Annotated in this window: 13 protein-coding genes, 1 other RNA gene and 1 pseudogene; 6 read left to right on the top strand and 9 right to left on the bottom strand. The window is 32.5% G+C overall.

Translation table 11 applies throughout. From position 1 onward, the window contains the following. Positions 1-338: pseudogene (locus AACY93_RS08430) on the bottom strand (hypothetical protein); the annotation flags it as partial. 30 nt (positions 339-368) lie between these two features. Then, complete coding sequence (locus AACY93_RS08425; protein WP_286853899.1) at positions 369-875, bottom strand: hypothetical protein; 507 nt, start codon at positions 873-875, stop codon at positions 369-371. Positions 876-1,351: 476 nt separating this feature from the next. Between AACY93_RS08425 and AACY93_RS08420 the strand changes: the two genes are divergently transcribed. The 4 genes from AACY93_RS08420 to AACY93_RS08405 all read left to right on the top strand — a co-directional run bounded on the left by AACY93_RS08420 (position 1,352) and on the right by AACY93_RS08405 (position 5,613). After that, positions 1,352-1,840 carry a histidine phosphatase family protein gene (locus AACY93_RS08420; protein ID WP_286853900.1) on the top strand — a complete coding sequence of 163 codons (489 nt, stop codon included), beginning with the start codon at positions 1,352-1,354 and terminating at the stop codon, positions 1,838-1,840. Between the two features lie 172 nt (positions 1,841-2,012). Further along, positions 2,013-4,079, top strand: coding sequence for a polyphosphate kinase 1 (gene ppk1 / locus AACY93_RS08415; protein ID WP_286853902.1), 2,067 nt, complete (start codon positions 2,013-2,015; stop codon positions 4,077-4,079). Position 4,080: 1 nt separating this feature from the next. After that, positions 4,081-4,986, top strand: coding sequence for a rod shape-determining protein (locus AACY93_RS08410; protein WP_286853904.1), 906 nt, complete (start codon positions 4,081-4,083; stop codon positions 4,984-4,986). Between the two features lie 99 nt (positions 4,987-5,085). Next, positions 5,086-5,613 (top strand): porin family protein, encoded by a 528-nt coding sequence (locus tag AACY93_RS08405; protein WP_286853906.1) that lies wholly within the window; start codon positions 5,086-5,088, stop codon positions 5,611-5,613. 75 nt (positions 5,614-5,688) lie between these two features. Here the strand turns inward: AACY93_RS08405 and AACY93_RS08400 are convergent, their stop codons facing one another. The 4 genes from AACY93_RS08400 to AACY93_RS08385 all read right to left on the bottom strand — a co-directional run bounded on the left by AACY93_RS08400 (position 5,689) and on the right by AACY93_RS08385 (position 9,912). Continuing rightward, complete coding sequence (locus AACY93_RS08400) at positions 5,689-6,786, bottom strand: T9SS type A sorting domain-containing protein (RefSeq protein ID WP_286853909.1); 1,098 nt, start codon at positions 6,784-6,786, stop codon at positions 5,689-5,691. A 34-nt stretch (positions 6,787-6,820) separates the two neighbouring features. Continuing rightward, a complete protein-coding gene (locus AACY93_RS08395; protein WP_286853911.1) occupies positions 6,821-7,402 on the bottom strand; it encodes a tRNA-(ms[2]io[6]A)-hydroxylase in 582 nt (193 codons plus the stop codon). A 44-nt stretch (positions 7,403-7,446) separates the two neighbouring features. Further along, positions 7,447-8,028, bottom strand: a complete 582-nt coding sequence (locus AACY93_RS08390; RefSeq protein WP_286853913.1) for a hypothetical protein — start codon at positions 8,026-8,028, stop codon at positions 7,447-7,449. A 132-nt stretch (positions 8,029-8,160) separates the two neighbouring features. Further along, a complete protein-coding gene (locus AACY93_RS08385; protein ID WP_286853915.1) occupies positions 8,161-9,912 on the bottom strand; it encodes a DNA polymerase III subunit gamma/tau in 1,752 nt (583 codons plus the stop codon). 204 nt (positions 9,913-10,116) lie between these two features. Here AACY93_RS08385 and rnpB point away from each other — a divergent pair. Together rnpB and AACY93_RS08375 are read left to right on the top strand one after the other, a co-directional pair. Further along, positions 10,117-10,430, top strand: an RNA gene (gene rnpB, locus AACY93_RS08380) — RNase P RNA component class A. A 12-nt stretch (positions 10,431-10,442) separates the two neighbouring features. Further along, the gene (locus AACY93_RS08375; RefSeq protein ID WP_286853917.1) at positions 10,443-11,045 is read left to right on the top strand and encodes a hypothetical protein; all 603 of its coding nucleotides are present in this window, start codon (positions 10,443-10,445) and stop codon (positions 11,043-11,045) included. 11 nt (positions 11,046-11,056) lie between these two features. On the opposite strand, the gene AACY93_RS08370 is transcribed toward AACY93_RS08375, so the two are convergent. Genes AACY93_RS08370 through AACY93_RS08360 form a run of 3 tightly spaced genes read right to left on the bottom strand, consistent with a single transcriptional unit; the run spans position 11,057 to position 13,132 of the window. Beyond that, positions 11,057-11,593 carry an RsmD family RNA methyltransferase gene (locus AACY93_RS08370; RefSeq protein WP_286853919.1) on the bottom strand — a complete coding sequence of 179 codons (537 nt, stop codon included), beginning with the start codon at positions 11,591-11,593 and terminating at the stop codon, positions 11,057-11,059. Further along, positions 11,593-12,414, bottom strand: a complete 822-nt coding sequence (locus AACY93_RS08365; RefSeq protein WP_286853922.1) for a DUF3822 family protein — start codon at positions 12,412-12,414, stop codon at positions 11,593-11,595. The genes AACY93_RS08370 and AACY93_RS08365 overlap by 1 nt, the downstream gene beginning before the upstream one ends. Then, a complete protein-coding gene (locus AACY93_RS08360; protein WP_202898526.1) occupies positions 12,398-13,132 on the bottom strand; it encodes a hypothetical protein in 735 nt (244 codons plus the stop codon). The genes AACY93_RS08365 and AACY93_RS08360 overlap by 17 nt, the downstream gene beginning before the upstream one ends. Between the last annotated feature and the right edge of the window lie 38 nt (positions 13,133-13,170).

The following is a 13,170-nucleotide window of genomic DNA, read 5'->3' as shown; positions in this document are numbered from 1 at the left end:
GGATTAGCTCCATTTTCAGTTGAAAACGTTAAGGTTGACGATGAAGAGTTGCTGGTTGATGGATCGCCATCAACATCAACATACTCCATATCGTTATTACTATTGTTTCTAGTATCGGTATAATTTTCCAGGGTAAGGTTGGTATTACCTATCATGGTAAAGTCCCCTTTAATATTGTATACTGTTTGACCCGGAGTAAAATCAGATTCCCTTGGAGTAAACGGAACCCTAACTTGACTGTAGCTAAAGAAACTAGCACTTAATAACATAACTGTTAATAAAACTAGTTTTAAAACATTTCTATTAGCTTGAATTTTAATAGCGTATAATTTTTTCATCTGTATAATAATTAAATATTATAATTTTATTTAGGACGGGTTTACAACTTTATAAAATACAGTTGTAACAGAATCTGCATTTAAGAGGAAGTTTCTAATTTGTTGGTCTGTACATTCAAACAAACATTTTACATACACATATCTCAATGAAGGAAATCCATTGATTCTTGACAAATCCAATCTATTGTTCAAATCGGATGCTCTATTTAATGTTATGGTAATTACTTCTACCTGACTATACAAATTGTTGTTGTCTAATAATAAGCTGCTTGAAGTTCCATCTAAAAGTTTTAACACCTTAGGACTTGTTTCACCAGTGACATTAATAATTCTTGAATTCTCTATGTAAATGGTAGGATTTTTTCCATGCAATAATTGGTCAGGAATAGTCACAGAAGTCCTTAAATTGCTATTTTCAGAATTGTCATCGAATATTCTCTGAATGTTTTCTTGTGCCAAAAGGTTGGCAGAAAAGAAAATGGATAGCATACAAACCAATAGAAAGTTTGAAAACGTTCGTTCAATTGTTTTTTTCATAATTTTTCAAGTTTAAATTGTAAACCTTAAATAATAAAAATGTTAAAACCTAAATTTTATCTTAATTCTTTGTATTTCAATATGTTGAAAATTGTTGAGGGAAGTACATTGACGTATCAATGCATAATGGATTAAGTTAATTTCTTGATTTGGGATCATCTTTGATTAATAGCTTACAATACAAATAAATAGCGATTCTTTAATCAAATCAAAAATAAATGTTAAATAACTCAAATATTCGATAACAGGAGTTCTACAAACACTTAATCGATGAAATGCAATAATTAACCGAACTTATAAATTTTGAAAACCTTAATATTAACCATTCATGGAACTTTATGCCATGCAATTACTAATTAACAATTAATTTTTATAGTTTTATAATAGCTTACTTATATTTTTATTTGTGGCCAAAATAAGTCATATGACCGACATATGCAACACTTTATCGATAAAAATTGCATTTAATCGTAAAAATGAAAAAAATAATTATTGTTAGACATGCTAAATCTTCTTGGAAAGAAGACTTGTCAGATCATGAAAGAGGCTTGGAATCTAGAGGTATTAAAGATGCAGAACTTGTTTCTTTATACTTTAAACAGTTTGAAACACAACCGGATATGGTACTTTCAAGTACTGCAAAAAGAGCTAAAAAAACTGCAGGAATCTTTATTGAAAACCTAAAAATAAATCCAGATTTGGTTCATTATTATAAAGAACTCTATGATTTTACAGGAGAAAGCCTTATCAAAACAATAAAAAACACATCAGACAGCATTCAATGCTTGATGGTTTTTGGACATAATCATGCCTTGACCCATTTTGTGAATACCTTTGGCGATAGATATATAGACAATGTGCCTACAAGTGGGCTTGTGGTTATAGAATTTCATGTGGACTCCTGGAAACACATTTTTAAAGGACAAACACTTAAAATTATTTTTCCTAGGGATTTAAGAGAGTGATTCCTTGAAAATTTAATGGTCAAACGGGTTTTTATTGGTGTAAATTCCAGAACCATCATTCCTGCTTTTATTTTTTCAATATTGGCTTGTGCTTTAACTTATAAGTATGAGGTCATTCTATTCGGTATTTCATACTAATAGAATATATTTGTAGTATCTAAATATGTTTTTAATGACAAAAAGTGAGAAGCTTAATAACAGTTATGTTAACAGAGAAATAAGTTGGTTGCAATTTAATGCAAGAGTGCTACAGGAAGCTGCAGATAAAAATGTGCCATTAATTGAAAGATTGAGGTTTTTAGGAATTTTCTCAAACAATTTAGATGAGTTTTTTAAAGTACGTTATGCAACCGTAAAACGTATTGTTGAAGCTGGAAAAGGTGCAAAAAGCGAGCTTGGTGGTATCAAGGCCAAGGAATTGTTGGAGGAAATCACCCAAATTGTTATCGCGCAACAAAGTGAAAGCTTAGAAATTTTGAGCAATATTCAAAGCAAGCTGGAAAAAGAGCATATTTATTTTATAAAAGAAGATGAAATAAACGAAGCGCAACATAAATTCATTAAACAATATTTTATTCAAAAAGTAAGTCCGGCCTTGGTAACCATTATCTTAAGCAATCAGGTAGACTTACCCAACTTGAAGGATAGTGCATCTTACCTAGCTGTTAAAATGGTTTTGAACAATGGAAAAAACCATCAGTATGCTTTAATAGAAATATCAAAAACCATGGATCGTTTTGTTGTGTTGCCAGAACAGAACGATAAAAGCTATATCATTATGCTAGATGATTTGCTTCGATATTGCTTGGACGATATTTTTAACATTTTTGATTATGACAGCATCACTGCACATATGATAAAAATTACTCGCGATGGTGAACTGGATTTTGACAGTGACTTGAGTAAAAGTTTTATAGAAAAAATTTCCGATAGTGTAAAACACAGACAAATAGGTGAACCTGTTAGGTTTGTTTATGATAAAACCATAGACAACGAAACCTTAACCTATCTCATGTCCAAAATGGGAATTGATTCCCACGATAGCATTATTCCAGGTGGTCGTTACCACAATCGTAGGGATTATATGGGCTTTCCAAGTCTTGGTAGAACCGATTTGCTTTACAATAAAATTGAACCCTTACCAATTAAAGGCTTGAGTTTGGAAGCCAGCATTTTTGATAGTGTGGCTAAAAAAGACTACTTGCTTTATGCGCCTTATCAAACCTTTTCCTATGTGGTAAAATTTTTAAGGGAAGCTGCATTGGACCCAAAAGTAAAAACCATAAAAATAACCATTTATAGACTTGCAGAAATTTCGCATGTGGCAAGTTCCCTCATCAATGCTGCAAAAAATGGAAAGAAAGTTACTGTATCCATAGAAATACAAGCTCGTTTTGACGAACAAGCCAACATAGATTATGCCGAGCAAATGCAAAACGAAGGCATTAATTTAATATTTGGTGTTCAAGGCTTAAAAGTGCATAGTAAAATGTGTGTGATAGAAAGAGAGGAAAACCATAAATTAAAACGTTATGGTTTTATAAGTACAGGGAACTTTAACGAGTCTACAGCTAAAATATATACAGATTACACATTGTTTACCTCAGACCAAAGAATATTAAAAGATATTAATAAAGTGTTTAATTTCTTTGAAATAAATTACAAAATCTACAGATACAAACACATTATTACCTCGCCTCATTATACACAAAAAGCCTTTTTTAAACTTATAGATACCGAAATCCAAAACGTGAAAGCTGGAAAACCAGCCTATATCAGATTGAAAATGAATAGTTTGTCCAGTTTTAAAATGGTAGACAAGCTATATGAAGCCAGTAGGGCAGGTGTTAAAATTCAAATGATTATTCGTGGCATTTGTTGCTTGATTCCAGGTGTAAAAGGAATGAGCGAAAATATTGAAGTAATAAGTATAGTAGATAAGTTTTTGGAACATACCAGACTGTATATATTTTGCAATGATAATAACCCAAAGGTTTACATTTCATCAGCCGATTTCATGACCAGAAACATAGAAAACAGGGTAGAGGTGAGTTGTCCAATTTATGACGAAGACATTAAACAAGAACTTATAGATACCTTTAATATATCTTGGAGCGATAACGTAAAAGCCAGGATTTTAAACGAATCCCAAAAAAACGAATACAGAAAAAGCAAAGCACCAAAAATTAGATCGCAATTTGCTTTGTACGATTACTATTTAAAAAAACTAGAAAATTAAGATGCTTTCAATAAAAAAATATGCTGCTATAGATATTGGATCCAATGCTGTTAGACTTTTAATAGCAAATATAATTGAAGAGAAAGGTAAGGATACACGCTTTAAAAAAAGCTCTTTGGTACGAGTGCCCATTCGTTTGGGAGCCGATGTATTTTTGGAGCAACATATTTCAGACCACAACAAAGAAAGAATGTTGGATACCATGAAAGCCTTCAAGTTGTTAATGAAAACCCATAAAGTTGTAAAATACAAAGCTTGTGCTACTTCAGCCATGAGAGAAGCAGCAAACGGGAAGGACATTTCAGAATTGATTTATAAAAAAACCAACATTAAAATAGATATTATAGAAGGTGAAGAAGAAGCTGCCATTATTGCCGCAACAGACCTGCATCAGTTTATTGATAAAAACAAAACCTATCTGTATGTGGATGTTGGTGGTGGAAGTACCGAATTTACTGTTATCCACAATGGACAATCCATAACTTCAAAGTCCTTTAAAATTGGGACGGTAAGATTATTGAACGATATTGTTAAAAAAGAAACCTGGAACGAACTGGAGACTTGGATCAAGAAACATACAGAAGCTTATGAAAAAATTGATGTTATAGGCTCTGGTGGTAACATTAATAAAATATTTAAAATCTCCGGGAAACCTTTGGGTAAACCCTTAACCTATTTCTATTTAACTTCTTATTACAATACCTTACAATCGTATTCATATGAAGAGCGAATTACCGAACTGGATTTGAATCAAGACCGAGCAGACGTTATTATTCCTGCCACACGTATTTACCTCTCTGCCATGAAATGGAGTGGTGCCAAAGATATTTATGTTCCAAAAATCGGATTGTCCGATGGCATTATAAAAAGCATCTATTACGATACGGTTTCAAGCAATACACAGTAAAAATTATACATTTAATCTTTAATATATATCACTTTTCGGCAAAACGTATATATTAGCTTCATTAGAAACCCGAAACTACTTTTTTAAAAATATTTTATTATGAAAAAAACAATTTTTCTTTTGGCTTTTGTAATATGCTCAACCTATTCATTTTCACAAGGAAGCTTATATGGCATTCGTGCTGGTTTAAACATTTCCAATTTGGATTTTGAACCAAGTCCAATTTTTGATAACACACATAGAAACGGTTTTGCCATTGGTTTTTTTGGCGAATACGATTTATCCAAGTCTGTTGCCATTGCTCCAGAAATCCAGTTTTCTGCCGAAGGTGCCAAAGACAAAGATTTAAGGATTGATTACATACAAATACCAGTATTAATGAAATATAGATTTGGAGAAAGATTCTCTGTAGGTGCTGGTCCAATGGCAGGTGTAAAAGTTTGGGAACATGAAGATGGTTACAAAAACTTTGCTTTTTCTGTTGTAGGAGGCTTGGAGTTTTTTGTTACCAACGATATTTTTATTGATGCCAGATACCATTATGGTTTTACCAATGTGCTTGACGAAGAATCTTCTTTCGAAGCAAAAAACAGCAACATACAAATAGGTGTTGGTGTAAAGATTTAGTAGAGATATTAAACAATAAAAAAACTCCAATATGGCGACATATTGGAGTTTTTTGTTTTTAAATATTAAGAATGATTATTCTTTGATAAATTTTAAAACATGTTGTTGACTGTTTTTGTCTGAAACAACTAAAAAATAAACACCAGTTTCTAAATATGAAACATTAATTTTATTCTGACTTAACCCTTCTTTTTCAATAATGATTTTACCTTCCATAGAGTGAATTGAATACGATAAGTTTTCAAAATCATCATTTTCTGTCGAAATTTTCAATTCCTCATGTACTGGATTTTGTGTGATTTTAATAGATTTTCTTTCTGTAAATGTAGGATTTGAAAGGGTTTGTCTTCCAAAAACAAGTACATTGTTGTCACTGTTTGTTAATGTTAAAATGGCATTATTACTAGTTCCTGTAATATTATAAGCATGTAACATGGTGCCTGAATTATTATGATCTGTTAATAGATGTAAGTATAAATCTTCTTCTGAGGGTTCACAAAAAGCAAGAGTAGCTCCACCAAATATAAGTTCCAATACATTAGGAGATGGAATTGATGAAGAAGCCCAATATGCATTACATTTCATTTCTCCTTCATTGTCATACAAATTGAAATTGGAATTATCTATTGTAAAATTCAATCTGTAATTATATGGAGAAGTTGTTATAGGTGGATTGCCATATGCAGTAATGGTATGCAGATACCAATCACCCAATAAACTTGTGTCCAAAGCCAATTCTTGTCTGCCATAAAAGACATAATTACCATTGCTATGTATTAGTTTTAAAGTTTCGTTAATTCCAGTACCATTTAGCTCGTATGAAAAGATTGGATCATCGGTATACAATCCTAAAAAACTCCACATGTAAGGATTAAGAAAAAGGTCTTCTTCAAATTCATAACTACAGAAGCCTCCCAAAGCAGAAAAATTAGTAATACTAATTGTATTATCATTATTAAATACATAACTGCCAGCATAGCCATTGGAACATATATTTCCATAGAAAGTGGTTTCGCTGTCTATATTAAATGTATTAATCGAGTTTGGTATGGTACTGTATTGTTGCGTGTTTTCAATGTTAATGTAATGTAAAAACCATTCGCCTTGTATTTCATTTTGGCTAAAAGAATTTAAACTAATAAGTAAGGCGAAAACAAAGTAGTATGTTTTCATAAATAATTGAGATTTTTACCTAAGATACAAAATCTTATCCATGAATGGTTTCTTTTTTACCAAGGTCTTTCATGATGTCTGCTTCAAAATCAAGTAGGTCTTGCCATTTTTTATCCACTTCCTTTCGGTCTCCATATTGTCTGGCAAACCTTAAAAACATGGTATAATGGTTGGCTTCACTTACCATAAGTTTTCGATAAAATTCTGCCAAATCCTTGTCTTCCAATTCTTCTGACAGTAACCTAAAACGTTCACAACTTCTGGCTTCAATTAAAGCAGCATAAAGCAGTCTATGGACCAATTGTGTGGTTCTACTGCCTCCTTTTGGAAAGAAAGTAATTAGTTTTAATACATATTCGTCTTTTCTATCGCGACCCAAAGTCCAACCGTTGTCCAAAATCCTATCGTGAACCATTTTAAAATGACTTATTTCTTCTTTTACCAAAGCAATCATTTCCTGCACCAGTTCAGTATATTCTGGAAAGCCAACTATTAAAGAGATAGCTGTACTTGCAGCTTTCTGTTCGCAATAGGCATGATCTGTTAAAATATCTTCAATGTTTTTTTCTACTATATTTACCCAACGTGGATCTGTTGGTAATTTTAAGCCAAGCATATGGTATGGTTTATGGTTAAAGTTTAATATTCAAAGTTCAAAGTTCAAGTTTGTTCATTAAAAGCATAAAGCTCTTGAACTTCCTTCAAAACAAGGTTTCCTTCAGAATCTATAAGAATGTCACAAAATGTTATTGTCTCATTTTGAATGTCCTTTATCATTGCAGATAAAACAAGGCCATGATTTTTAACTGAAGAGACTTGGTTTACCATGACATTAATAATAGCCTTATTTAATTGAAGATTGTTGTTGTGTTTATGTATGAATTCTTTATCAATTCTCTCATTAAAAATTTCTTTGTCATTCTTTGTAACAATCACATCTGTAACAAATTCCCTATAATATTTCTTATAAACAATACTGTCTTGCTTAAATTCGTTTACAATATGTTTGTCCATAATTGTATAGGTCTTCAATTTTACATGAAACCCGTTGTATAAAATGGTATCTGTTGCAACTTCTGTATAAGTTTCCGGAACGTAGGTGATGTTTTCAGAAAAAGAGTCCAATAATTTGTTTTCAATTAAAACTTCTGTATTGGTTTTAAACACTCTGTCTCTGCCATTGCAGCTTATGGAAACTATTCCAATGGTAGCGATTACCAATAAAAAAATAAACTGTTTCATCAAAAAAAGGGTTTACAAAGGCACTAATTTAGCTAATTGTTATCAAACTCTTAACGCTTTCAAATTATATAATACCAACGTTTTTAATTATTGGATTACTTTAAACTGAAATTGAAAACAGTTTATTTTATTTTAAATATCCAAATCAAAGGTTTTCCTTAAAGTTTCTATCATTGGATTTTTTTCCAAGAGCTTTTCATATTTTTCCCTGGTTGTGTACGCGTATTGCTTTTCCATCTCTTCATTGACGTCTATAGAGAGTTGAAGCTCGTAATTGTTAAGGGATTTTTTCAAGAACATCATTAAATCGTATTGCTGACGTTCCACTTCAACTTTATTGGTGGCATTTGGAAATTCCAAGTAAATGGTGGTTCCTTCAAGTTTTGGAGTGTCTATGGATAAAATGGAAGCCAAATTAAATTGTCCTTTTTCTTCCAATTGTTTGATAAAGCTGTTCCAATAAGCCATAAAATCTTCATAGGTAAAAGCGTCTGTTGGCAAATTTTCTTCATCAACAACCACTTCCATCTGTTTGATTTCATGTTCTTTTTTGGCTTTAATGCTTTTTAAAGACAAGCCAGAAGTCGCTTTCTTACCACTATTAAGCGAAATTTTAGGAATGTGGACCTCTTTAGGTTCAGATACTTTTTTCTCTGGATTTTTTGTAGGTTGAACAGGGTTTGCAGTTGTATTGGAATAGGTTTTCTGCTTAGGTTCCTGAACCTTGGTCTCTAATGTTTTAGGAACAGAAACAGGAACAGGTTTAATGCCTTTATTTATAAAATAACTAGCGGGAATTATGAAGTTTTTGCTATTTTTTTTTTCTCCATCAAAAGTGATAGAGGCAAGTTGCATAAGGCATAATTCAACCAGTAACCGTTGGTTTTTACTGGATTTGTATTTGAGGTCACAATCGTTTGCTAGCTCAATACCTTGAAGTAAAAATGTTTGCGAAGCCTTTTGTGATTGAATCAGGTATTTTTCCTTGGTTTCTTCTCCAACTTCCAACAATTCCACGGTTTCAGAATTTTTGCAGACCAGCAAATCCCTAAAGTGACTTGCCAAACCAGCAATGTAATGATGTCCATCAAAACCTTTGGCCAATATGTTGTTAAACTGCATTAATAGACTAGGAATATTGTTTTCAAGTATATAATCTGTACTGGTAAAATAAGTTTCGTAATCAAGAACATTCAAGTTTTCTGTAACAGCCTGTCTGGTTAAGTTTTTTCCAGAAAAACTAACTACACGATCAAAAATGGAAAGAGCATCACGCATGGCTCCATCTGCTTTTTGGGCAATAATGTGAAGCGCATCGTCTTCAGCTTCTATACCTTGCTCTTCGGCTATATACTTTAAATAGTCTTTGGCATCTTTAACTGTAATCCGTTTAAAGTCGAATATTTGGCAACGGGATAAAATGGTTGGTATAATTTTATGCTTTTCAGTAGTTGCGAGTATAAAAATACAGTGTTTTGGCGGTTCTTCCAAGGTCTTTAAAAAGGCATTAAAAGCAGCTTGGGACAACATGTGTACCTCATCTATAATATACACTTTATATTTTCCAACTTGTGGTGGAATCCTCACCTGATCGGTTAATTCCCTAATTTGGTCTACACCGTTATTGGAAGCAGCATCCAATTCAAAAATATTAAATGCAAAATCTTCATCTTCCTTTTCATTGCCATCACTGTTTATCATTTTTGCCAAGATACGGGCGCAAGTGGTTTTTCCTACACCACGAGGGCCTGTAAACAATAAGGCTTGTGCTAAATGGTTGTTTTCTATGGCATTCAACAAGGTGTTTGTAATAGCCTGCTGCCCAACGACATCTTTAAATGTTTGGGGTCTGTATTTACGTGCAGATACTACAAAGTGTTCCATGTAACAAAGTTAAAAATTCAAATCGTATTTTAGAATTTAGAGTTTAAAATTTAATACGAGTTATTAACAAATACACACCCTTTTGGTTTAGGGATAATAGTTCATTAAACAACTTGAGGCCTTGTTTAAAAAACATTTTAGCCCTTTAGGGTTTTAGGCATAAGGCACGTTAGTCTTTTAAAACTTATTTGCCTATTTTTGCAGCAAGCAGATCGCCTTATCGCTGTTCGTTTAGTCGAATGGAGGAAAGTCCGAACACCATAGTGCAACATAGTGGTTAATGGCCACCAGTCGTGAGGCTAGGAAAAGTGCAACAGAAAGAATGTACAGGTAATGCTGTAGTGAAATCAGGTAAACTCTATGTGGTGCAATGTCATGTAAACCAACGTTTGAAGGCTGCACGCTTGATGTTGGAGGGTAGGCAGCTAAAGTGCTCTGGCAACAGCGCACTCAGATAAATGATAAGGGCTTTTATGAAAATGAAAGTACAGAATTCGGCTTATAGATCTGCTTTTTTTTATATTCACACCATGAAATACAAACTACTTATTTTATCTTTTTTCTTTACATGTATTGTTTTTTCCCAGAACGAAGACAGAAAAGCTTATATGTACGACGAAAATGGAACAGCCATTGATGAGAAGACGTTTTTTGAAAAATTAAGATCTGGAATTTATTATAAGAGGGCAGTAGTGAATGATACTGCTGTTTTAGCGAAACTTTATGTTAGAAAGTTTGAAGGAAAGTTAGATGCGTCGTCCTATAAAAAATTTGTATCCTATCTGGAAAAAACAGTCAAAACCAAAATAGATACAACCAAAATAGTGGTTATTTATTTTTTCTATGAAAACGATAAGCGTGTTGCCAGACACTATGCAACTACCAAGAAGCTAGAAGCACTTAACAACAATGATGCTGTTCAGGCTTTTTATATGACAGAAAAAGGATTTCGTTTTAAAAACAGAAAACATGTGTTTTACGAAGACATATTTAACTTAGCCAAACAAACTTTTTTCGAAACAAATGTCTGTTGTGGAAGTGCAGTTATACTAAAGCCAGATGGTACCTATTATAAGGAGTTAGGAGAATTTAGTGCAACAACTATTTCAGAAAAAGCCTTGTCAGACAGGTAGTTTTTTCAAGTCTAAGATTCAAAAAAACTAAACATATTGCCTCCATAAGCTTTAGAATAGCTAAAATCCTCAACTTGAGATAAATCTGTATGTTTGGAATGTTCCACGATTAAAATGCCACCTTCTTCCAATAGATTCTTGTTAAAAACTAGGTGAGGGATTTTTTTAAAATCCTCTAAAGAAAAATCATAAGGAGGATCGGCAAAAATAATCGTGGCTTTTTGAGTGGTCTTTTCCAAAAATTGAAACACATCGCTTTTTATGGTTTGTATGGGCATGTTAAAACTTTTTGAGGTGTCGTTTATAAATTTAATACACCCAAAATCCTTGTCCACACAAGTAATTTGTGTGGTGCCTCTAGAAGCAAATTCATAACTAATATTGCCAGTGCCTGCAAACAGATCCAGAACCTTTATCTCATCCAGGTAAAATTGATTGTTAAGGATGTTGAACAAGGCTTCTTTCGCCATATCTGTCGTTGGGCGAACAGGAAGTTTTTTTGGTGCAATAATGCGTCTGCCTTTAAATTGTCCGGATACTATGCGCATTAGAAACTTTGTATTAATACAAAATCGGAATAATTGGATTTTGGTTTGTGGATATAATCATACGTATCCAAGCGTTTTCCAAAATGGATATGTCTAATATATTTGTAAAGCATCTTGTAAAGATTGGAGTCTTTTTCAATATCACCTAAAAGCATTAATTTTATGGTTTCAGGATTTAGTTTTAATTGTTCAATGGTGAACAGGATATAATAAATAAAATCCTCTTTGGTTGAATAATCAAAGGTATTGTAGAGTATGAGTTTGCCTTTATTGGTCACTACAATTTCAAAATGATCTTTACTGACGTTTATATATAATTTGGCATCTTCTTCATGTTTTTCAATTTGCAATATCTTATCGATCAAAATTGATGAAAAATGACTGTAAGTAAAAGCTCCAAATGTATCGTAAATATAATTATTGATGTTAACATAAGGCACATATACACTTACGCTATCGTTTATTTCCAGTGTATCGAATGCTATAAAATCCGATTTCAAGATTTTTGAGTTAAATTTTAGATAATCGGCTAAATGTGCTTCGTCAAACAAAGGTTTAGGCACAATGGTTGCCAGTTCATTCACATAAATTACATGTACTTTGTTGAAGGTGCTTTGTAAGGCTGTTTCAGTATTGAAAAGGTGTTTTAAAAAGTCCAAGGCCTCAAAAGGCGATAGTTTTTTGTCCTTTTCAAAATGTTTTAAATAAGAAATGGTTTTCTTATCTGTATTTAGGATACAAAAAGAAAGTCCATTCAAACTTACTTGAATGGACAAATCTTGATTAGTTAGTTTATGTTCAGTTTTATTCGCTATCTCCATAGGTTTTTGGCCAATTTCCATTGGTTTTAACTTCTTCCATAGATCCAACCTTTAAAGCGTCTCCATTAACTCCATCTACCGAAACAACTTGGTTTTCTTGAGCAATCAAGTCTTTGTCTTGGTCGTGTAAAATTACACTTTTCTTTACACTTGCTTCAAAAACCGGAATTTTTAAATCGTTTTGTTCCAATAAGCCTGCCTGCATTTCAAACTGTGCATCTGTATTGGGAACGTTCATCATGGTTTTATATCTGTCAGAGTTTTTAAATAAAGAGTCTTTAACAGATTTAAAACCTAGGGTATCTATAATTGTAATTTCTTTGGTCGTTTCCACACCACCATAACGTCTTGTTAATTCTTCATCGATAACTGTGGAATCCCTACGTTGAGTAATGGTAAATTGGGCTGTATCTATAAACTTCACCAAGTTATCAAAAGTTGGTGCAAATTTACCTGTAACTTGTTGGTGCGCCAATTGGGCATCTCTTATATCAATAAGCTTCTCAATAACTGCAGCGTAACGTTTGTTTTTTACTTTGTTAAATTGAATAGGCTCATAAATAGACATAAAGGTTAAATATCCTAAATAGAAAATCAAAGCCCAAAGTGCTATAGTCAATACTGGCTTTACTTTAGAAGGAACATATTTGTCAATTAGCCATACTAAACCAATTGTAACTACTATTACAGCAACAGCTATAAGAATTATTTTAAACATAGTGTCAGTTATTAAATTTTATTAAGGTACAACGCAAA

The sequence above is a fragment of the uncultured Xanthomarina sp. genome (assembly GCF_963971605.1).
Taxonomy (GTDB): Bacteria; Bacteroidota; Bacteroidia; order Flavobacteriales; family Flavobacteriaceae; genus Xanthomarina; species Xanthomarina gelatinilytica.
This window is presented reverse-complemented; position numbering and strand designations above follow the sequence as displayed.

Bases quoted from the DNA above. Each gene is read 5' to 3' on its own strand.
- AACY93_RS08425 (WP_286853899.1), bottom strand. From the start codon at position 875: ATGAAAAAAACAATTGAACGAACGTTTTCAAACTTTCTATTGGTTTGT.
- AACY93_RS08420 (WP_286853900.1), top strand. From the start codon at position 1,352: ATGAAAAAAATAATTATTGTTAGACATGCTAAATCTTCTTGGAAAGAA.
- ppk1 (WP_286853902.1), top strand. From the start codon at position 2,013: ATGACAAAAAGTGAGAAGCTTAATAACAGTTATGTTAACAGAGAAATA.
- AACY93_RS08410 (WP_286853904.1), top strand. From the start codon at position 4,081: ATGCTTTCAATAAAAAAATATGCTGCTATAGATATTGGATCCAATGCT.
- AACY93_RS08405 (WP_286853906.1), top strand. From the start codon at position 5,086: ATGAAAAAAACAATTTTTCTTTTGGCTTTTGTAATATGCTCAACCTAT.
- AACY93_RS08400 (WP_286853909.1), bottom strand. From the start codon at position 6,786: ATGAAAACATACTACTTTGTTTTCGCCTTACTTATTAGTTTAAATTCT.
- AACY93_RS08395 (WP_286853911.1), bottom strand. From the start codon at position 7,402: ATGCTTGGCTTAAAATTACCAACAGATCCACGTTGGGTAAATATAGTA.
- AACY93_RS08390 (WP_286853913.1), bottom strand. From the start codon at position 8,028: ATGAAACAGTTTATTTTTTTATTGGTAATCGCTACCATTGGAATAGTT.
- AACY93_RS08385 (WP_286853915.1), bottom strand. From the start codon at position 9,912: ATGGAACACTTTGTAGTATCTGCACGTAAATACAGACCCCAAACATTT.
- AACY93_RS08375 (WP_286853917.1), top strand. From the start codon at position 10,443: ATGAAATACAAACTACTTATTTTATCTTTTTTCTTTACATGTATTGTT.
- AACY93_RS08370 (WP_286853919.1), bottom strand. From the start codon at position 11,593: ATGCGCATAGTATCCGGACAATTTAAAGGCAGACGCATTATTGCACCA.
- AACY93_RS08365 (WP_286853922.1), bottom strand. From the start codon at position 12,414: ATGGAGATAGCGAATAAAACTGAACATAAACTAACTAATCAAGATTTG.
- AACY93_RS08360 (WP_202898526.1), bottom strand. From the start codon at position 13,132: ATGTTTAAAATAATTCTTATAGCTGTTGCTGTAATAGTAGTTACAATT.